At 73.1% G+C, this 18,728-nt stretch carries 16 protein-coding genes and 1 pseudogene; 8 read left to right on the top strand and 9 right to left on the bottom strand.

Going from position 1 to position 18,728, the window contains the following annotated elements; all coding sequences use genetic code 11:
- Window positions 1-25: 25 nt before the first annotated feature.
- Window positions 26-974 (top strand): annotated as a pseudogene (locus ABTY04_RS29545) (NADP-dependent oxidoreductase).
- A 71-nt stretch (window positions 975-1,045) separates the two neighbouring features.
- Here the strand turns inward: ABTY04_RS29545 and ABTY04_RS29540 are convergent.
- The 6 genes from ABTY04_RS29540 to ABTY04_RS29515 form a co-directional block, all read right to left on the bottom strand.
- Window positions 1,046-2,377: an LLM class flavin-dependent oxidoreductase gene (locus tag ABTY04_RS29540; protein ID WP_352216461.1), complete on the bottom strand. Its 1,332-nt coding sequence runs from the start codon at window positions 2,375-2,377 to the stop codon at window positions 1,046-1,048.
- An 87-nt stretch (window positions 2,378-2,464) separates the two neighbouring features.
- The gene (locus ABTY04_RS29535; RefSeq protein WP_352216460.1) at window positions 2,465-3,430 is read right to left on the bottom strand and encodes an ABC transporter permease; all 966 of its coding nucleotides are present in this window, start codon (window positions 3,428-3,430) and stop codon (window positions 2,465-2,467) included.
- Window positions 3,427-4,248, bottom strand: a complete 822-nt coding sequence (locus ABTY04_RS29530; protein WP_352216459.1) for an ABC transporter ATP-binding protein — start codon at window positions 4,246-4,248, stop codon at window positions 3,427-3,429. The genes ABTY04_RS29535 and ABTY04_RS29530 overlap by 4 nt, the downstream gene beginning before the upstream one ends.
- Window positions 4,249-4,256: 8 nt before the next feature.
- Window positions 4,257-5,297 carry an ABC transporter substrate-binding protein gene (locus ABTY04_RS29525; protein ID WP_352216458.1) on the bottom strand — a complete coding sequence of 347 codons (1,041 nt, stop codon included), beginning with the start codon at window positions 5,295-5,297 and terminating at the stop codon, window positions 4,257-4,259.
- A 49-nt stretch (window positions 5,298-5,346) separates the two neighbouring features.
- A complete protein-coding gene (gene ssuE / locus ABTY04_RS29520; RefSeq protein ID WP_352216457.1) occupies window positions 5,347-5,913 on the bottom strand; it encodes an NADPH-dependent FMN reductase in 567 nt (188 codons plus the stop codon).
- A gap of 53 nt (window positions 5,914-5,966) precedes the next feature.
- The gene (locus ABTY04_RS29515) at window positions 5,967-6,902 is read right to left on the bottom strand and encodes a TauD/TfdA dioxygenase family protein (protein ID WP_352216456.1); all 936 of its coding nucleotides are present in this window, start codon (window positions 6,900-6,902) and stop codon (window positions 5,967-5,969) included.
- 1,274 nt (window positions 6,903-8,176) lie between these two features.
- On the opposite strand from ABTY04_RS29515, the gene ABTY04_RS29510 reads away from it, so the two are divergent.
- Genes ABTY04_RS29510 through meaB form a run of 3 tightly spaced genes read left to right on the top strand, consistent with a single transcriptional unit; the run spans window position 8,177 to window position 13,230 of the window.
- Window positions 8,177-10,039 carry a methylmalonyl-CoA mutase family protein gene (locus ABTY04_RS29510; protein ID WP_352216455.1) on the top strand — a complete coding sequence of 621 codons (1,863 nt, stop codon included), beginning with the start codon at window positions 8,177-8,179 and terminating at the stop codon, window positions 10,037-10,039.
- Window positions 10,036-12,234 (top strand): methylmalonyl-CoA mutase, encoded by a 2,199-nt coding sequence (gene scpA, locus ABTY04_RS29505; protein ID WP_352216454.1) that lies wholly within the window; start codon window positions 10,036-10,038, stop codon window positions 12,232-12,234. Before ABTY04_RS29510 ends, scpA begins: the two co-directional genes overlap by 4 nt.
- Window positions 12,235-12,243: 9 nt before the next feature.
- Complete coding sequence (meaB, locus tag ABTY04_RS29500; RefSeq protein WP_352216453.1) at window positions 12,244-13,230, top strand: methylmalonyl Co-A mutase-associated GTPase MeaB; 987 nt, start codon at window positions 12,244-12,246, stop codon at window positions 13,228-13,230.
- Window positions 13,231-13,349: 119 nt separating this feature from the next.
- Here meaB and ABTY04_RS29495 read toward each other — a convergent pair whose 3' ends face one another.
- Window positions 13,350-14,351 (bottom strand): asparaginase, encoded by a 1,002-nt coding sequence (locus ABTY04_RS29495; protein ID WP_352216452.1) that lies wholly within the window; start codon window positions 14,349-14,351, stop codon window positions 13,350-13,352.
- Window positions 14,352-14,491: 140 nt separating this feature from the next.
- Here ABTY04_RS29495 and ABTY04_RS29490 point away from each other — a divergent pair, with 140 nt between their 5' ends.
- Both ABTY04_RS29490 and ABTY04_RS29485 read left to right on the top strand, forming a co-directional pair.
- Window positions 14,492-14,941: an Lrp/AsnC family transcriptional regulator gene (locus ABTY04_RS29490; protein WP_352216451.1), complete on the top strand. Its 450-nt coding sequence runs from the start codon at window positions 14,492-14,494 to the stop codon at window positions 14,939-14,941.
- A 192-nt stretch (window positions 14,942-15,133) separates the two neighbouring features.
- Window positions 15,134-15,715 (top strand): hypothetical protein, encoded by a 582-nt coding sequence (locus ABTY04_RS29485; protein ID WP_352216450.1) that lies wholly within the window; start codon window positions 15,134-15,136, stop codon window positions 15,713-15,715.
- Between the two features lie 53 nt (window positions 15,716-15,768).
- Here ABTY04_RS29485 and ABTY04_RS29480 read toward each other — a convergent pair whose 3' ends face one another.
- Window positions 15,769-16,380 (bottom strand): phosphatase PAP2 family protein, encoded by a 612-nt coding sequence (locus ABTY04_RS29480; RefSeq protein ID WP_352216449.1) that lies wholly within the window; start codon window positions 16,378-16,380, stop codon window positions 15,769-15,771.
- 161 nt (window positions 16,381-16,541) lie between these two features.
- Here ABTY04_RS29480 and ABTY04_RS29475 point away from each other — a divergent pair, with 161 nt between their 5' ends.
- Both ABTY04_RS29475 and ABTY04_RS29470 read left to right on the top strand, forming a co-directional pair.
- Entirely contained in the window at window positions 16,542-16,913 is a 372-nt protein-coding gene (locus tag ABTY04_RS29475) for a BlaI/MecI/CopY family transcriptional regulator (protein ID WP_352216448.1), read from the top strand.
- Between the two features lie 5 nt (window positions 16,914-16,918).
- Window positions 16,919-17,845 carry a M56 family metallopeptidase gene (locus tag ABTY04_RS29470; protein WP_352216502.1) on the top strand — a complete coding sequence of 309 codons (927 nt, stop codon included), beginning with the start codon at window positions 16,919-16,921 and terminating at the stop codon, window positions 17,843-17,845.
- Here the strand turns inward: ABTY04_RS29470 and ABTY04_RS29465 are convergent, their stop codons facing one another.
- The gene (locus ABTY04_RS29465) at window positions 17,846-18,676 is read right to left on the bottom strand and encodes a ZIP family metal transporter (protein WP_352216447.1); all 831 of its coding nucleotides are present in this window, start codon (window positions 18,674-18,676) and stop codon (window positions 17,846-17,848) included.
- Window positions 18,677-18,728: the final 52 nt, after the last annotated feature.

Below are 18,728 nucleotides of genomic sequence, written 5' to 3'. Positions count from 1 at the left end.
GCAGCCGGCCCCGTTGGGGGCGATCATGAAGGCAATCACGTACAGCGCATACGGAACTTCCGGGAACCTCACGCTCGTTGACCTACCGCAGCCCAAGGTGGGACCCGGCGAGGTACTGGTCCGCGTCAAGGCCGCCGGCGTCAACCCGGTCGACTGGAAGCTCGCCGCCGGATACCTCGACCCGATCCTCGAAGTCCGCTACCCGGTCATACCCGGCTGGGACGTCGCCGGAGTCGTCGAGGCCGTCGGCCCCGACACCTTCGACCACGCCGTCGGCGACGAGGTCTACGGGTACGTCCGCAAGGTCGGGGGCACCTCCCAGCGGTAGCTGGGGGAGGGTCGAGCTCGGCACCTACGCCGAACTGGTCTCCGCCCCCGTCCGGACCCTGGCCCGCAAGCCGCGCGAGCTGACCTTCGAGCAGGCCGCCGGCATCCCGCTGGCCGGCCTCACCGCGTACCAGTCCCTCACCCGCGCGGGCCCCCGGGCCGGCGAGACCGTCGTCATCCACTCCGCGGCGGGCGGCACCGGCTCCTTCGGCGTGCAGATCGCCGTCGCGCTCGGCCTGCGCGTCATCGGCACGGCCGGCGCGCACAACCACGACTACCTGCGCTCGCTCGGCGCGGAACCCGTCCTGTACGGGGAGGGCACGGCGGACCGGATCCGCGTGCTGGCCCCCGAAGGCATCGACGCGGGGCTGGACTTCTTCGGGGACGGCGCCGTCGAGATCCTCCAGTCGCTCGTCAAGGAGCGCGGCCGGGTGGTCTCCATCGCCGACTACGAGGCCGCCGCCAAGGGCGCGCACCAGCTGTGGGTGCGTCCGGACACCGCCGACCTGGCGTTCCTGGCCGAACTGGCCGACACGGGCCGGCTCACGGTCAACGTAGAGCACGCGCTGCCGCTCGCCGAGGCCGCGAAGGCCTGGGAGCTCAGCGCGGCGGGCCGCACCCGGGGCAAGATCGTCCTCACGGTCTGAGGGACGGCCCGCGGGGCCGCCGGAGCCCGCTGCTCCGGCGGCCCCGCGGGATCGTACGGCCGCGCCGTCCGTCACGAGGCCGCCCCGGCATACCGGTTCGCCGGGCGCGGAAGGCCGTAGTTCTCGCGCAGGGTCGTACCGGTGTACTCGGTACGGAGCAGGCCGCGCCGCTGGAGGATCGGCACGACGTGGTCGACGAAGGCGGTGAGCCCGGTGGGCAGAACCGGCGCCATGACGTTGAAGCCGTCGGCGGCTCCCTGCGTGAACCACTGTTCCAGCTGGTCGGCGAGCTGCTCGGGGGTCCCGGCGAAAACGCGGTGGCCGCGGCCGGCGCCGAGGCGGGCGATCAGCTCGCGCAGGGTGAGGCCGTCCCGGCGGGCCAGTTCGGCGACGAGCGTGAAGCGGCTCTTGTTCCCGTTGATGTCCCGCTCCTCGGGGAGGTCGGGCAGCGGACCGTCGAGGGGGAGGCCGGTGAGGTCGGTGCCGAGCATGCCGGAGAGCTGGGCGAGGCCGTACTCCGGCACCTGCAGGTCGGTGAGCTCCTGTTCAAGGGCCTTCGCCTCGGCCTCGGTGGAGCCGATGACGGGGGCGATGCCGGGCAGCACGAGCAGGTCCGACCCGGACCGGCCGTACTTGGCGAGGCGCGACTTGAGGTCCTTGTAGAAGGTCTGCCCGTCGGCGAGGGTCTGCTGGGCGGTGAAGACGGCCTCCGCGTACTGCGCCGCGAACTCCTTGCCGTCCTCGGAGGAGCCGGCCTGGACGAGGAGCGGGTGGCCCTGCGGGGAGCGGGGCACGTTGAGCGGGCCGGCCACACCGAAGTGCTCGCCGCGGTGGGCGGCGGGGTGGAGCTTGTCGGTGTCGGCATAGATGCCGCTCTCCTTGTCGAGGACGATCGCGTCGTCCTCCCAGCTGTCCCAGAGCTTGGTGGCGACGTCGAGGAATTCGCGGGCGCGGTCGTAGCGGAGGCTGTGCTCCAGGTGCTCGTCACGGCCGAAGTTGCGGGCCTCGTCGACGGAGCCGGAGGTGACGATGTTCCAGCCGGCGCGGCCGTTGCTGATGTGGTCGAGGGAGGCGAACTTGCGGGCGAGGTGGAAGGGCTCGTTGAAGGTGGTGGAGACGGTGGCGATGAGGCCGATGTGGTCGGTGACGGCGGCGATGGCCGAGAGCAGAGTGAGCGGCTCGAACCCGCCGAGGGCGTTGTGGCGGGCGCTGCCCCAGAGGGCGAGCCCGTCGGCGAAGAAGACCGAGTCGAGCCGCCCCCGCTCGGCGGTCCGGGCCAGCTCCTGGAAGTACCGCAGATCGGTGACCCGCTCGGGAGTGCTGTCGGGGTGGCGCCAGGCGGCGTCGTGGTGACCGGCGTTCATCAGGAAGGCATTGAGGCGGAGGGTCCGGGATGCGGTCATTTCTCGTCGTGTCCTCGGGTCGGGGTGAGGTGGTACGGGGGCGGCGACCGGTCCGGCGCGAGGGCGCGTCCGGTGGCCCGCGGGACGTCAGGCCGCAGGGACCCGCCAGAGGCTGAGGCGGCGTTCGATGGCGACCAGGAGCTGGTTGAAGGCCACTCCGATGGCGGAGATGGTCACGATGCCCGCGTACATCTCCGGGATCGCGAAGTTGAACTGCGAGGCGTTGATCAGATAGCCGAGACCCGCCTTGGCGCCGATCATCTCGGCGGCCACGAGGACCAGGATCGAGACGGCGCCGGCCAGCCGGATCCCGGTGAAGACGGCCGGTACGGAGGCCGGAAGGATCACCTTCTGGAAGAGCCGCGGCGTGGACAGGTCCATCGAACGGGCCAGTTTGACCAGGGTCGGGTCCGCGTTGCCGACGGCGCTGATGGTGTTCAGCAGGATGGGCCAGACGCAGGCGTAGACGACAATGGAGACCTTCGACGTCTCGCCGATGCCGAGCAGCAGCACGAACACCGGCAGCAGCGCCAGGGCCGCCGTGTTGCGGAACACCTCCAGCAGCGGGCCGAGCAGCGCGGCGACGGGGCGGTACCAGCCGATGAGCAGGCCGAGCGGGACGGCGACGACGACGGCGATGCCGAAGCCGCCGAAGGACCGGACGAGGCTGGCGCGGGTGTGCTCGCCCAGTTGGCCGTCGGCCAGCAGCCCCCACCAGGCCCTGGCGACCTCGCTGACCGGCGGGAGGAACGTGGCGTCGACCAGGCCGAGCCGGGGCGCGGCCTCCCAGAGGGCGAGCAGGGCGACGAGTGCGGCGGACCGCAGCACCCCGGCGCGTACCCACCGTCCCACGGCCGCGCCCCTGGCCGGGCGTGGGACGGCGGGTGCCGGCTTCGGCTCCGGAGCCCGCTGATCGCCCGTCGCGCCACCGGCCCCCGGGGCCGGCTCCGCGGCGGGATCCGTGCGCACGGCGTCGGCCGGAGCGGGCGCCTCGACGCCCTGAAGGGCGGTGGCGGTGGCGGCGGCGGTGCTGGTGTCGGTTCCGGTGGTCATACCGGGGTCCCCTCCTTCTCCAACTGCTGGGCACGCGCCACCTCGTCGTGGAGCAGGGTCCAGATCTCATGGCGGTAGCGGGCGAACTCCGGGCTGGAGCGCAGGTCCTCGCCCTGAGCCCCGGTCCCCCGGGCTCCCAGGGAGACCGGGACGACCTCCTTGACCCGGCCGGGACGGGAGGTGATGACGGCCACCCGCTGCCCGAGGTAGACGGCCTCCTCGATGCCGTGCGTGATGAAGACGACCGTCTTGCCGGTGCGCTGCCAGATCCGGCGCAGCTCGTCCTGGAGCGATTCGCGAGTCTGGGCATCGAGCGCCGCGAACGGCTCGTCCATCAGCAGCACGTCCGGGTCGTACGCCAGCGAGCGGGCGATCGCGACGCGCTGGCGCATGCCGCCGGACAGTTCGTGCGGGTGGCGGTCCTCGAAGCCGGCGAGGCCGACGAGGTCCAGGAACTCCCGGGCCCGGTCCGCTCGTTCACGGCGCGGGGCGCCCGTGGCCTCCAGGCCGAACTCGACGTTGCCCAGCGCGGTCCGCCACGGCAGCAGCGCGTACTGCTGGAAGACGATCCCCCGGTCCAGGCCGGGTCCGGTGACCGGTTTGCCGTCGAGTACGATCCGGCCCGACGTGGGCCGGGTCAGGCCGCCGAGGAGGTCCAGGAGGGTGGATTTGCCGCAGCCGCTGGGGCCGACGACGACCAGGAACTCCCCCGTCTCGATCCGCAGGTCTATGCCGTCGAGGGCGGTGAACTCGCCTCCGCCCTTCTTCGCAGGCAGCGGAAAGGTCTTGGTCACGGACTGGAATTCGATGGTGGCCATGGCGCCGGTCAGCCCTTCCCGTAGCCGTTGAACTCGTTGGTGTACAGGTCGGACGCCTTCAGCCGGCCGGCCTTGATCTCGCCGCGCTCGGCGAGCCAGTCCAGCCACAGCTGGAACTCCTTGTCCTCGATCCGCCCGCCGGTCTCGGCGACCCCGTACGAGCGCCAGTACCGGAGGGTCGAGGTGTCCTCGTTCCGGCCGCGCTTCTTGATGATCTCGGCCATCCGTGCGATGACCTCCTCCCGCGGGGTAGTGCGCGACCACTCGATGGCTTTGGCCACGCCGGTGGTGAAGGTCCGTACGGTGTCCGGGTTCTCCTTGATGAAGCGCTGGGTCATCACGTACGTGCCTGCGCTGAACGCGCCCAGCAGGTCGAAGTCGCTGAACAGCGGGCGGATCCCGCCCGCTGCCAGGGCCTTGTCACGCAGGACGCCCGTCAGCACGCCCACGTCGATCTGCTTCTGGCGCAGGGTCTGCTCGGTGTTCACGGGCGGGACGACGAGCGGCTCGACCTTGCCCGCATCGGCCTTGGAGAGGCCGCCGCGGCTCAGGTAGATGTCGAGCAGGGCCTGGTAGTGGGCGCCCAGGGTGTTCATACCGACCTTCTTGCCGATGAGGTCGCGGGCGGTCCGGATCGGGCTGTCCTCCAGGACGCAGTAGCCGCCGTACGAGAACCGGTCGACGCCGTAGGAGGAGATCACGGCCTTGATGGAGGCCTTTCCGGCGGCGAGTTTGATGACCGCCCCGTTGAAGGCACTGCCGAAGTGGGTCTGGCCGGTGGCCGCGGACTGGATGTCCTGCGGGCCGCTGATCGTGTTGCCGACCCATTCGAGGGTGAGGTCGCCGAGGTGGCCGAGGTCCGCGGCCAGCTCGGGCAGGGTGACCGAGCTGGCCGCTCCCTGGTACTTGAGGGTGGTGACCTGGCTGCCCGTACGGCCGGAGCCGCCGGTGGCGGTGGCCGTGCCGCAGCTCACAGCGGCCGCCGAGATGCCGAGCAGGGTGAGGAACTGGCGTCGGGAGGTGGAGGTGGGGGCGAGGGCTGCGGGCATGGCGGTTCCTTGTCCGGGGCGCGGGATTGCGGCGGGGCGGGTGTCGTCGCTACGGGGCGGTAGTCGCGAGGGCGGCGGAGGCCCTGGTGTTCAGGTTCAGCGCCTCGGCGAACTCGTCGACGGCCTGGAAGAGGTCCAGCTCCGCCTCGGGCCGCAGCCGGTCGGGGCCGGCCCCGCGCTCCACCACGGAGTCCAGGACGAACCGGCCGGCGGTGACGTGCCGGGCGCCGAGGGCGGCGAGCACGGGGCGCAGGGCGTAGTCGAGGGTCAGGACATGGGCGAGGCTGCCGCCGGTGGCGATCGGCAGAACCGTTTTGCCGGCCAGTCCGTCCTGCGGGAGCAGATCGAGGAAGGCCTTGAGCAGGCCGGTGTACGAGGCCTTGTAGACCGGGGTCGCGACGATGATCCCGTCGGCCTCCGCGACGGCTTCGAGGGCCCGGCGGATCTCGGGCTCGCCGCGGCGGGCGGAGAGGAGGTCGGCGGCGGGGAGCTCCCGTACGGCGAGGTGGGCGGTGTCGAACCCGGCGTGGGAGAGGCGCCGCAGCACGTGGTCGGCGACGACGGCGGTTCGGGAGTGAGGGGAGGGGCTGCCGGAAAGGGCGAGCAGGGTGGGCACGGGGCCTCCTTCGGGCGTCGTACGAGTGGGGCGGGCGCGTCGGGCAGGCCGCGTCAGGCGGCGGTGGACGCGCCGGAGGGGATGCCGAAGGACGGGTCGGGGACGCTGTCCGGGCTGATCAGGCGGGACGGGACCCCGTAGGGGCCGACCGGGACGTCCCCGTCCACCGTCACGCGGCGCAGGGTGCGCTCGTGGTCGTCGGAGTCGTCGACGCCGTAGTGCTGGGTGGCCCGGTTGTCCCAGATGGCGACGTCGCCGGCCCGCCACTGCCGGCGGACGGTGTTCTCCGGACGCTCGATGTGCGACTGGAAGAGGTCGAGGAGGGCGCGGGAGTCCTGGCCGGTGAGGCCCTTGATCCGCTGGACGAAGTTGCCGAGGAGCAGGCTGCGCTCGCCGGTCTCGGGGTGGACCCGGACGACGGGGTGCTCGGTGAGGAACGCCGTGGAGGTGAACACGTCGCGGTACTGGGCGAGTGCCTCGGGCAGGGCATCGGGCTTGAGGGCGGCGTAGTCGTACTCGTTGGAGTGCAGGGCGCGCAGGCCGTCGGCGAGGGCGCGCAGCGGCTCGGGGAGGTTGGCGTAGGCGGCGGCGGTGTTGGCCCAGAGGGTGTCGCCGCCGTACGGGGGGACGGCGACGGCCCGGAGGATGGAGAAGGCGGGGTAGGCGGGGACGAAGGTGACGTCGGTGTGCCACTGGTTGGCGCGGGCACCGTGGTGCGAGTCGATGCCGAGGGCGTAGCGGCCGTCGGCGGAGGGCACGGTGGGGTGGGCGACGGGCGTGCCGAGCAGCCGGGCGAAGGCCTCGTGGCCGGCCTCGTCGAGGTGGTCCTGGCCGCGGAAGAAGACGACCTTGTGGGCGAGGAGGGCGGCCCGGATCACGGCGACGGACTCGGCCGCGAGGTCGCCGCCGAGCCGGACACCACCGATCTCGGCGCCGATCCGGCCGCCGATCCGGGTGACGGTGGGCTGTGTGCGGGTGGCGGTGGTCATGGGGGACTCCCTCGGGTTTGTTCACGCAGCGGAAGAAGAGGAGGTACGGGCACACCCCGCCGGCCGGAGGGCGGGGCTGCCCGCGCCAGGGCGGGCGGGGCGGAGCCCGGTTGCCCACGGGACAGGAACCCGGGACGGGGACAGGGGTACGGAAGGCGGTTTCGGCCCCCGAGCCGCCCGACGGCGAGGCCGACCACCCGAGGCCGGCCTTGAGCCGGGTCGGCCTTGAGCCGGGTTCGGCCGAGGCCGGTTGGCCTGAAGCCCGGTTGGGCGGAAGCCGGTCAGGCGCAGGCCGGGTTGGGCGGAGTGGACCGAAGCCGGGTCGGCCGGGAGCCGGATGGCCAGGTCGGCCGGGTCGGCCTTGATCCGGGTCGGCCGGGTCGGCCTTGATCCGGGTCGGCCGTGGCCCGGGTTCGACCGAGGCCGGTTGGCTTTGGCCCGGGTTCGACCGAGGCCGGTTGGGCGGAAGCCGGTCAGGCGGGGGCTGGGTTGGGTTGGGCGAAGTGGACCGAAGCCGGGTCGGCCGGGAGCCGGATGGCCGGGCCGGCCGGGAGCCGGGTCAGTCCTGAGCCGGGACGGCAGAAGGCCGGTCGGTGGGAGGCCGAGCGGTCATCGGTCGGGGCCCGGGCGGCGCTCAGGCGCGGCGCGGGGCCGGACAGCGGCCCGGACACGAACCCGGCGCGGTACAGGAGCCGGGGGTGTGGAGCCGCGGGGCGGGAAGCTCGAACGCGGACATGGCTCGGAGCGTGTCAGCGACTCCGGTACGGGTCAAGCCCCGCCCGGCGCGCCGGAAACGACCCCGCCCGCAGCCCCCACCCACCCCGCCGCACTCGCGCTGACCTGGTGCTTCGCCTGTCCCGACCGGTACGACCCGACACCCCCGAACGGCTGAAAACCGTGGCCGGATTTCACGCCCCTGCAACGCGACCGCCACGTGCCCGCCGACACCGCCCGCCCGCCCGTGCCGGCGCCCGGTCCGGAGCACCTCTCCGCGTCACCGAGGGCCCGTGAACCACGCCCCGCCCCGGACGCCACCCCACCCCACCCCAACCCCGCCCCGCCGCACCCCGCACCCCGCCCCCGCCGAGCCGCCGCCCCGCCGGAGACCGACCCCGCGGGAGAGCCGACACGCGGAAGACCACCCGCTCTCCCCGGTCGGCACAGCAGTGCTGATCAGGGCGCTCTTCCGTGCCCCCTCCCGTCTCACATGAGAGGGCGAGATCACATCCGGTGGTTATAGTCGTTCGCTAGGTGACCCCCCTAGCATTCGAGCCATGACGGTCCTGCCTGATGACGGGCTCTCCTTGGCCGCCGAGTTCCCTGACGCGACGCACGAGCAGTGGCAGCGCCTGGTAGAGGGCGTTCTACGCAAGTCCGGCAAGGATGCATCCGGCGAGGCCGCAGAAGACGCGTTGTCCACGAAGCTTGAGGACGGGCTCACCACCCGCCCGCTGTACACCGCGCCCGAGACGGCCGACGAAACCGGGTTTCCCGGGTTCGCACCGTTCACAAGGGGCGGCAGTCCCGCGGGCGGTGCCGCCGCCGGCTGGGACGTACGCCAGCGGCACCTCGGCGATGACCCCGTACGGGTGAACGAAGCCGTGCTCGCCGACCTCGAAAACGGGGTCACCTCGCTCTGGCTGTCCCTGGGCAGCCCCGGCGGGCTGCCGGTGGGCTCCCTCCCCCGCGCCCTGGACGGGGTCTACCTCGACCTCGCGCCCGTCTCCCTCGACGCCGGTGCCGAATACGCCGACGCCGCCCGGGCGTTCCTGGCCCTGTGTGCCGAGCGCAAGGTGGACCCGCCAGCCGTCCGCGCGAGCCTCGGCGCCGACCCGCTGGGCCACGAGGCCCGTACGGGTGAGGTCCTGGACCCCGCCGGCGCCGTCGAGCTGGCCAAGGCCATGGCCGCCGAGTACCCGGGCGTCCGTGCCCTGGCCGTCGACGCGCTGCCCTACCACGAGGCCGGCGGCTCGGCCGCCGAGGAGCTCGGCCTGTCGCTGGCCACCGGAGTCGCGTACCTGCGCGCCCTCACGGACGGCGGCCTCGGCATCGAAGCCGCCCTCGGCCAGCTGGAGTTCCGCTACGCCGCGACCGCCGACCAGTTCCTGACGATCGCGAAGTTCCGCGCCGCACGCCGTCTGTGGGCCCGGGTCGCCGAAGCCTGCGGCGCCTCCGACGCGGGGGCCCAGCGCCAGCACGCCGTCACCTCGTCGGTGATGATGACCCGCCGTGACCCGTGGGTGAACATGCTCCGCACCACCGTCGCCTGCATGGCGGCGGGTGTGGGCGGGGCGGACTCGGTCACGGTGCTCCCCTTCGACAACGAGCTCGGCCTGCCCGACGCCTTCGCGCGCCGGATCGCCCGCAACACCTCCACCATCCTGCTGGAGGAGTCGCACCTGGCCCGCGTCATCGACCCGTCCGGCGGCTCGTACTACGTGGAGCAGCTCACCGACGAACTCGCGCACGCGGCATGGGAGTTCTTCCGGACCGTGGAGAAGGCGGGGGGCCTGGCCGCCGCCCTGCGCTCCGGGCTGGTCGCCGACCGGCTCGCCGCCACCTGGGCCGAGCGCTCCAAGAAGCTCGCCAAGCGCCGTGAACCCATCACGGGCGTCAGCGAGTTTCCGCTGCTCTCGGAGAAACCCCTCGACCGCGAGCCCGCCCCGGCGGGTCCCTCCGGCGGGCTGCCCCGCGTACGGCGCGATGAGGCGTACGAGGCGCTGCGCGCCCGCAGCGACGCGCATCTGGCCGCGACCGGGAACCGCCCGCGGATCTTCCTCGCCGCGCTGGGCCCGGCGGCGGCGCACACCGCGCGCGCCACGTTCACCGCGAACCTGTTCCAGGCGGGCGGCGTCGAGCCGGTCCACGACCCCGTGTCGGTGGACCCCGCGACGGCCGCCGCGGCCTACGCCGCGAGCGGCGCGGACGGCATGGCCGTGCTGTGCTCCAGCGACGCGCTGTACGAGGAGCAGGCGGAGGCGGTGGCCGCGGCCCTGCGCGCGGCCGGTGCGACGACCGTGTTCCTCGCGGGCAAGCCCGGTACGGCTGCGGACGCCGTGGACGAGTACGTCTTCGCCGGCTGCGATGCGGTCGCCGTGCTGTCCTCCGTACTCGACCGGATGGGAATCGCCCCGTGAGCATCCCCGATTTCTCCGAGCTCGGGCTCGGCAGCCCCGCGTCCTCGGGATCCGAAGACCAGTGGCGTGCGGCGGTGAAGGAGTCCACCGGGACCGCCGCCGGCGACCTGCTGTGGGAGACCCCCGAGGGCATCGGCGTGAAGCCGCTGTACACGGGGCGGGACCTGGAGGGGCTGGACTTCCTCCGGACCTACCCGGGCGTGGCCCCGTACCTGCGCGGCCCGTACCCGACCATGTACGTCAACCAGCCCTGGACGATCCGCCAGTACGCGGGCTTCTCCACGGCCGAGGAGTCGAACGCCTTCTACCGGCGCAACCTCGCGGCCGGCCAGAAGGGCCTGTCGATCGCCTTCGACCTGCCCACGCACCGCGGGTACGACAGCGACCACCCGCGCGTCACGGGCGACGTCGGCATGGCGGGCGTGGCGATCGACTCGATCTACGACATGCGCCAGCTGTTCGACGGCATCCCGCTGGACAAGATGACGGTGTCGATGACGATGAACGGCGCGGTGCTGCCGGTTCTCGCCCTCTACATCGTGGCGGCGGAGGAGCAGGGCGTCTCCCCCGAGAAGCTCGCCGGGACCATCCAGAACGACATCCTCAAAGAGTTCATGGTCCGCAACACCTACATCTATCCGCCCAAGCCGTCGATGCGGATCATCTCCGACATCTTCTCGTTCACCTCGCAGAAGATGCCGCGGTACAACTCCATCTCGATCTCCGGGTACCACATCCAGGAGGCGGGGGCCACGGCCGACCTGGAGCTCGCCTACACCCTCGCGGACGGCGTGGAGTACCTGCGCGCCGGGCAGGCTGTCGGGCTGAACGTGGACGCGTTCGCGCCGCGCCTGTCGTTCTTCTGGGCGATCGGCATGAACTTCTTCATGGAGGTCGCGAAGCTGCGCGCCGCCCGCCTGCTGTGGGCGCGGCTCGTCAAGCAGTTCGACCCGCAGAACGCCAAGTCGCTGTCGCTGCGCACCCACTCGCAGACCTCCGGCTGGTCGCTGACCGCGCAGGACGTCTTCAACAACGTGACGCGCACGTGCATCGAGGCGATGGCGGCGACGCAGGGCCACACCCAGTCGCTGCACACCAACGCGCTCGACGAGGCGCTCGCGCTGCCGACGGACTTCTCGGCGCGCATCGCCCGCAACACCCAGCTGCTGCTCCAGCAGGAGTCGGGGACCTGCCGGTCCATCGACCCGTGGGGCGGCAGCGCGTACGTCGAGAAGCTGACGTACGACCTGGCGCGCCGGGCCTGGCAGCACATCCAGGAGGTCGAGGCGGCCGGCGGCATGGCGCAGGCCATCGACGCGGGCATCCCGAAGCTCCGCGTGGAGGAGGCCGCGGCCCGTACGCAGGCGCGGATCGACTCGGGGCGCCAGCCGGTGATCGGCGTGAACAAGTACCGGGTGGAGAACGACGAGCAGATCGACGTGCTCAAGGTCGACAATTCCTCCGTGCGGGCCCAGCAGATCGAGAAGCTGCGGCGGCTGCGCGAGGAGCGGGACGAGACGCGCACGCAGGACGCGCTGCGGGCGCTGACGAACGCGGCGGAGCGCGGCGCCGGGCAGGGCCTGGAGGGCAACCTCCTCGCGCTGGCGGTGGATGCGGCGCGGGCCAAGGCGACCGTGGGTGAGATCTCGGACGCGCTGGAGAAGGTGTACGGGCGGCACGCGAGCCAGATCCGTACGATCTCGGGTGTGTACCGGACCGAAGCAGGGGAGTCCCCGAACGTGGAGCGCACCCGGGCGCTGGTCGACCGGTTCGAGGAGGCGGAGGGCCGTCGTCCGCGTGTCCTGGTCGCCAAGATGGGCCAGGACGGCCACGACCGCGGCCAGAAGGTGATCGCGACCGCCTTCGCCGACCTGGGCTTCGACGTGGACGTCGGCCCGCTGTTCCAGACCCCGGCGGAGGTGGCCCGCCAGGCCGTCGAGGCGGACGTCCACGTGGTGGGCGTGTCGTCGCTGGCGGCCGGCCACCTGACCCTCGTACCGGCGCTGCGCGAGCAGCTGGCGGAGGAGGGGCGCGAGGACATCATGATCGTGGTGGGCGGGGTGATCCCGCCGGCCGATGTGCCGACGCTGCTGGAGATGGGCGCGGCGGCGGTGTTCCCGCCCGGCACGGTGATCCCGGACGCGGCCCATGACCTGGTGACGCGGCTGGCCGCGGATCTGGGTCACGAGCTGTAGGCGCGGCCGATGCCTCCGAAGATCGACATCGAGGCCTATGCGAAGGGGGTGCTCGACGGGAAGCGTGCGTTCATCGCGCGCGCGATCACGCTCGTCGAGTCCACCCTGCCCGCCCACCGGGCCCTCGCACAGGGGCTGTTGACGGAGCTGCTGCCGCATGCGGGGCGGGCCCGGCGGATCGGGATCAGCGGTGTCCCGGGCGTGGGGAAGTCCACGTTCATCGACGCGTTCGGCACGATGCTGACGGGGCTGGGCCACCGGGTCGCGGTCCTGGCCGTGGACCCCTCCTCCACCCGTACGGGCGGCTCGATCCTGGGTGACAAGACCCGGATGGAGCGGCTGGCGGTCGACCCCTCGGCCTTCGTCCGGCCCTCGCCCTCGGCGGGGACGCTGGGCGGGGTCGCCAAGGCCACCCGGGAGTCGATGATCGTCATGGAGGCGGCGGGGTACGACGTCGTCCTCGTCGAGACGGTCGGCGTCGGCCAGTCGGAGACGACGGTGGCCGGCATGGTCGACTCGTTCCTCCTGCTGTCCCTGGCCCGTACGGGGGATCAGCTGCAGGGCATCAAGAAGGGCGTCCTGGAGCTGGCGGACGTCCTCGCGGTGAACAAGGCGGACGGCCCGCACGAGCGTGACGCGAAGGCGGCGGCGCGGGAGTTGTCGGGTGCGCTGCGGCTGATGCACCCCGCCGACGCGGCGTGGACGCCGCCGGTCCTGACGTGCAGTGCGCGGGAGTCCGCGGGCCTGGACGAGGTCTGGAACCGCCTGGAGCAGCACCGTCGGCTCCTGGACGCGGGGGGCCGGCTGACGGCCAAACGGGCGGCGCAGCAGGTGGAATGGACCTGGTCGATGGTCCGCGACGAGCTCCTCGAACGCCTCCGCGGGAGCACGGCCGTACGGGAGCTGGCACCGGATCTCGAAGCAGCGGTCCGGCAGGGGTCCCTGACCCCGACGCTGGCGGCGGACCGCATCCTCGCGGCCTTCGGCCGGCCGTGATGCCCGCGGGGCCTTCCGCTGCGCGGCGCCCGCCACCGGAGAGGTACCGTCCCGCCCGTGTGTGAGGCGCGGAGGTACGGGAGCCGGTGACGGCCCGGCGCAGCGGAGGGCCTTCGAGGTCAGGCCGTGACCAGCGCCGGGTCCGTCGAGGACAGGGTGCGCTGCAGGATGCGGGACTGTTCCGCCGGGTCGGTCGCGGCCAGGAGCGCCGAGAGGACCGCGATGCGGGCCTGGGGGGCGCGCAGGGTGCCCGTCGGGATCGCGCCCGCGGCCACCAGGTCCACCGCACCGCCGTGGGTGTAGATCTCCGTCACCGGGCCGGCGGCGACCCGTGTGGTGAGCGCCACCAGCACGCCGCGCGCGATGGCGTCCTTGACCGCTTCCACGATCTCCGGCGTGGCGTTGCCCGCGCCGGTGCCGATCAGGACGATGCCCCGGGCCCCCGCGGCGACCGCGGCGTTCAGGAGCACCGGGTCACCGTCCGCGTGGTGCATGACCATGTCCACTCGCGGCAGCAGCTCCGGCAGCGCCGGCAGCGGGAGCGGCTGCGGGCGCTGCGGGGTGCGCAGCATGGCGACCTTGCCGAAGCCGATCTTGCCGAGCAGTTCCTTCGAGGGGTCGGCGAACGCGTCCAGCGCCACCGCCTGGGTCTTCACCGTGCCGCGGGCCGCGTGCACCCGCCCCGCGAAGGCGACGAGCACGCCGAGTCCCCGCGTGCTCGCCGCGGTGAGCAGGGCGTCGTACAGGTTGCCCGGGCCGTCCCCGTCGGCGGTGCCCATCGGGCGCTGCGCGCCGGTGAACACCACGGTGCGCGGGTCGTGGTGGTGCAGGTCGACGAGGAACGCCGACTCTTCGAGGGTGTCGGTGCCGTGCGTGACGACGATGCCGTCCACGTCCGGGTCGGCGAGCACCTCGTGCACGGTGCGCAGGAGGGTGAGCTGGTGGGCGGTGGTGAGCCGGGGGCTGTTCACGCTGAACAGGTCCACCACCTCGACGGTGATGCCCTCGGGCAGCGGCGCGGTGGCCATGACCTCGCGTCCGTCGGCGTCGGCCGCGAAGCCGGAGCCTTGCCAGCGGCTGGCTATCGTGCCGCCGGTGCTGATGACGACGATCCGTCCCATGGCCACCCTTCCTCACGTACGGGTGATACCTCGTACAGATGTGCATGCGCTTCGTGAACCGCAATGATAGTGAGATCTACGAGCAATACGATTGCCAGTTTCAACCCATCTGTTCACACCGGCTCAGGGATAATTGCGCCATGGATGCCATTGACCGTGAAATCTTGCGCGAGCTCCAGTCCGACGGCCGCCTCAGCAACCAGGAGCTGGCCCAGCGCGTCGGCTTGACTCCCTCCCCCTGCATGCGTCGCGTCCGCCAGCTCGAACAGGACGGGGTGATCCAGGGCTACCGCGCGGTGATCGCCCCCGAGGCGGTCGACCGCGGCTTCGAGGTGCTGGTCTCGGTCGAGGTGCGCCGCGACCGCGCCGCCGTCGAGGCATTCGAGGCGGCCCTCCAGGACATCCCGGACGTCATCGAGGCGTACCGCCTCTTCGGAAGTCCCGGCTGCCTGCTGCGGATTGCCGTGGCGGACCTGCGCGCATACGAACGCCTGTGGATCGAGCAGCTGACCGCGCTCTCCGGGGTCACCGAGGTCAACTCGCAGATCATCATGAAGCGGATCAAGGAACCGACCGGCCTGCCCGTCTGAGCCCGCGCTCCGGCCACCGCCGCCAGAGGCGGCACCCCCGGGTCGCGACCAGGCCGAAACCAGGCCGTGACCAGGCAGTATCGGGTCGTGGGCCCGTATTGACCTGCGGTGATTTTCAGGTAAGCCTTACCTGGCTTTCGCATGGGCCGCCGACGCGGGGCCCTGTCCGCATCACCCCCGGAGCCCTCCCCCATGCTGTCGTCGGTCGCCCCAGCCCCAGCCCCGTCTGCCCGCGCCCTGACGGCGCGGCCCGTCCGCCTGTACGACTCCTGGTGGACGGTGTCGGCCGCGGGTCTGTGCGCGGTGCTCGGGCTGACCGCCGCCCTCTGGCTCTCCGCCCACCTCCGCACGGACGCCGCGCTGCACACGGCGGCGCTCTTCGTCCACCTCGCCTCGCTCGTCCTGGGCTTCGGCGCCGTCCTCTCCGCCGACTACCACGGCGTCCTGTGGGCCACCGGGCGGTGCTCGCTCGACGAGGTGCTCGGTGCCGCCTCCCGGCTGCACGTGCCGATCTGGGCCGGGCTCGGCGGGCTCGTCGCGAGCGGGATGATGCTGCACCCGGACCTCGGCTCCGGGCTGACGCTGATCAAGGTCGCGCTCGTGCTCGCGCTGACCCTCAACGGCCTCCAGGCCGGGCTGCTGAGCCGCAAGCTGGCCGCCGCCACCGGGCCGATCGGCCGCGGGATGCTGGCATGGGGCGGGGCCACCGCGGCGATTTCCCAGGTGTGCTGGTGGGGAGCCGTCGCGATCGGCTTCCTCAACTCCAACGGCTGACACCACTGCGACAGCCGACGGCGCCCGCACGGGGCGCGGCGCCGGGCCTTCGCTCAGCGCGGCGCCACCAGCGGGCGCAGGGCCGTACCGCGCAGGCCCTCGACGGCCGGGGCGCCCCGCCGGGCCAGCAGGGTCAGGGGCCAGGCGAGGCCGGCGCCGACGAGCACGCCGAGGACGACGTCGTGGGGGTAGTGGACGCCCACCCACACCCGCGAGAAGGCCATCAGCAGCGCTGCCGGGACCGCGAGCGCGCCGATGCGCCGGTCGACGAGCCACAGGGCCGTCGCCGCAGCGGCCGCGATGGCGGCGTGGTTGCTGGGGAAGGACCAGTCGCCCGGCGGCGGACAGGCCTCCAGCGTGAGGGCGTGCAGGGTCCGGCAGGGCCGCTGCTCCCGGATCAGCGACTTGAGCAGGGTGTCCGCGAGGAAGGCCGTCACCACGACGGCGGGGGCGGCGAGCGCCATGGCCGTCCGCCGCGGTCCGCCCGCCCGGGCCCGCCACCAGGCCGCCAGCATGAGCACCGCGAAGAACCCCAGGCCGTACGCCGACCAGCCGGACACCAGCGCGTCCAGCCAGTGCGGAGCCCGCCCGGCGAGCGCGGTGATCCGGGTATAGAGGGGACCGTCGACGGACGGGCCGTCCAGGGCGATCGGGAGCGGGCTCAACGCGAGCACCGCACGGTCTGCGGCGCGGCCGCGCGGGCGGAGGGGGCCATCATGTGCTGCTCCCATAATGTGAGTGGGCAGGGCGTGGCGGACGCCCGGTCGACTACAGTCCTGTAGACGGTCTACACACTGTAGACGCTGACACGCGGAGGATCGTTCCCATGGGTGACACGAACGCCGATCGGCTGCCCGCCGGCGGGCTTGAGGCGAGCGTGCTGGCGGCCCTGTGGGCGGCCGACGGTCCACTGACCCCCGGGCAGGTGCAGGAGGCGCTGAACACCTCGCACGCCCGGACGACCGTCACGACGATCCTGTCCCGCCTGTACGAGAAGGGCACCGTCACCCGCACGAGAGCGGGCCGCGGCTACGCCTACCTCCCGACCGAGGACGCCTCCGGCCTGACCGCCCGGCGCATGCACTCGGAGCTGGAGCGGAACGAGGACCGCGGCGCCGTGCTCTCCCGCTTCGTCTCGCAGCTGAGCGACGAGGACGAGCGGATCCTGCGCTCCCTCCTCGAAGGCGGCGCCGAGTGATCGCCATGGCGTGGCTGCCGCTGCTCGTGCCGTTCCTGGCCGGGCCGGCGGCCCGCCGCCTGGTCTCCTGCCTGCCCCCGCGACAGGCCGCCTGGCTGCTGACCGTCACGGCGGCGGGCCTCGCCGCGGGCAGCACCGCCGCACTCGCCCTGCTCGTCGTGCCCGGCGCCACCCATCTGCCCGCCGTCGCCGCGCTCGGCCGGCTCCTGACCCCGCTCTCGGCGGGCTCCCCCGACGCGGTCGTGACGGTCGCGATCACGGCACTGGCCCTGCTGCTGCTCTGCGCCACCCTCTTCGTACGGGGACTGCACCGGCGCTGGACCCAGCTCGGGCGGGCGAAGCGGCTGGCTGCCCGCGCCCGCGGAGAGCTCCTCGTCCTCCCGGACGAGACCCCCGACGCGTACGCACTGCCCGGCCGTCCGGGCCGGATCGTGGTGACCGCCGGCATGCTCCGCACCCTGTCGGCCGCCGAACGCGAGGCGCTGCTCGCCCACGAACGGGCCCACCTGCGGGGCCGCCACCACCGGTTCACCGCCGTGATAGAGCTGTCCGCCCTGTGCCACCCCGCCCTCGGCGCGCTGCGCGAGCCGCTCGCCTATGCGCTGGAGCGCTGCGCCGACGAGGACGCCGCGCGCGCCGTCGGGGACCGGCGGCTCACGGCCCGGGCGATCGGCAAGGCGGCGCTGGCCTCGCGCGACGCCGGGCGCCGGCCGGGCCTGGCCCTGGCCGCGACGGCGGGCCCGGTTCCGCGGCGGGTCGCGGCCCTGCTCGAACACCGCGCCGGGGCGGCGCGGGACCGGCCCGACATCGGCCTCGTCGTCGCGGCGGCCCTGCTGGCCTGCCTGGCACTGTCGGCCGCATCGGCCCTGGAGGCGGCGGGCGATCTGCACACGAGCATCGAGGTCGCGCAGGGCGAGCTCCCCGAACCCTGATCACACCCCGGCGGCGGTGACGACCGCGTCGGTGGCGAAGCCGACCAGCAGGCCGAGCAGAATGCACCACGTGGTCAGTTCCTTGGTCGCCGCGCTGCGCCGGGCCACGGCCAGCAGCTCGATGACCACGTACAGGATGGACCCGGCGGCCAGGCCGAGGAAGGCGATCGACAGCGTCTCGTCGACGACCCGCTGCCCGAGCAGGGTCCCGAGGAAGGTGGGCCCCCCGCCGATCAGGCCCAGGAGGGCGAGCGTGCCCCACGAGGGGCGCTCCCCCGCGGCGGCGAGCGGGGCGACGATGCCGAAGCCCTCGGTGGCGTTGTGCAGGCCGAAGCCGATGACGAGCAGGACGGCCAGCGAGACCTCGCCGTGCGCGGCGGAGTTCCCGATGGCCAGCCCCTCGGCGAAGTTGTGCAGGCCGATCCCGGTGGCGATCGTCAGGGCGAGCCGGCCGGCCTGCGTGCGTACGCCGGGAGCGAGCTCGGTGGCGGTCGCGGCTCCCGGTCCGGCCGGGGGACGCACCGGGGCGCGCCTGCGCACGGCCCACCGGTCGTAGTACACGAGCCCGGCGAGCCCCACCACGAGCCCCGCGCCGAGCACCAGCCCTCCGCGGGTGCAGGCGCCCCAGTCGCCCTCGGCGAGCGCCGTGTCGACGGGCTCCCACGCATGCCCGAGGACGTCCCACAGCAGGAAGACCAGAACGCCGATCGCAACGGCGTTGAGCCCGGCCTTGAGCCGCGGCGTCGCGGCGCGCAGGCGCCCGACCGGCAGCCCGAGGAAGATCGTGAGACCCGCCACGGCGCCGAGCAGCGCGATCTGGGAACCGGACACGGCAGCTCCGCACGAGAGGACCGGCGAGAACCGGGGGACACACCCCCAATTG

Source organism: Streptomyces sp. NPDC097981, from assembly GCF_040302565.1.
Taxonomy (GTDB): Bacteria; Actinomycetota; Actinomycetes; order Streptomycetales; family Streptomycetaceae; genus Streptomyces.
This window is presented reverse-complemented; position numbering and strand designations above follow the sequence as displayed.

Coding starts and splice junctions, on each gene's coding strand:
- ABTY04_RS29540 (WP_352216461.1), bottom strand. CDS start 2,377: ATGACCGCATCCCGGACCCTCCGCCTCAATGCCTTCCTGATGAACGCC.
- ABTY04_RS29535 (WP_352216460.1), bottom strand. CDS start 3,430: ATGACCACCGGAACCGACACCAGCACCGCCGCCGCCACCGCCACCGCC.
- ABTY04_RS29530 (WP_352216459.1), bottom strand. CDS start 4,248: ATGGCCACCATCGAATTCCAGTCCGTGACCAAGACCTTTCCGCTGCCT.
- ABTY04_RS29525 (WP_352216458.1), bottom strand. CDS start 5,297: ATGCCCGCAGCCCTCGCCCCCACCTCCACCTCCCGACGCCAGTTCCTC.
- ABTY04_RS29515 (WP_352216456.1), bottom strand. CDS start 6,902: ATGACCACCGCCACCCGCACACAGCCCACCGTCACCCGGATCGGCGGC.
- ABTY04_RS29510 (WP_352216455.1), top strand. CDS start 8,177: ATGACGGTCCTGCCTGATGACGGGCTCTCCTTGGCCGCCGAGTTCCCT.
- meaB (WP_352216453.1), top strand. CDS start 12,244: ATGCCTCCGAAGATCGACATCGAGGCCTATGCGAAGGGGGTGCTCGAC.
- ABTY04_RS29495 (WP_352216452.1), bottom strand. CDS start 14,351: ATGGGACGGATCGTCGTCATCAGCACCGGCGGCACGATAGCCAGCCGC.
- ABTY04_RS29490 (WP_352216451.1), top strand. CDS start 14,492: ATGGATGCCATTGACCGTGAAATCTTGCGCGAGCTCCAGTCCGACGGC.
- ABTY04_RS29485 (WP_352216450.1), top strand. CDS start 15,134: ATGCTGTCGTCGGTCGCCCCAGCCCCAGCCCCGTCTGCCCGCGCCCTG.
- ABTY04_RS29475 (WP_352216448.1), top strand. CDS start 16,542: ATGGGTGACACGAACGCCGATCGGCTGCCCGCCGGCGGGCTTGAGGCG.
- ABTY04_RS29470 (WP_352216502.1), top strand. CDS start 16,919: ATGGCGTGGCTGCCGCTGCTCGTGCCGTTCCTGGCCGGGCCGGCGGCC.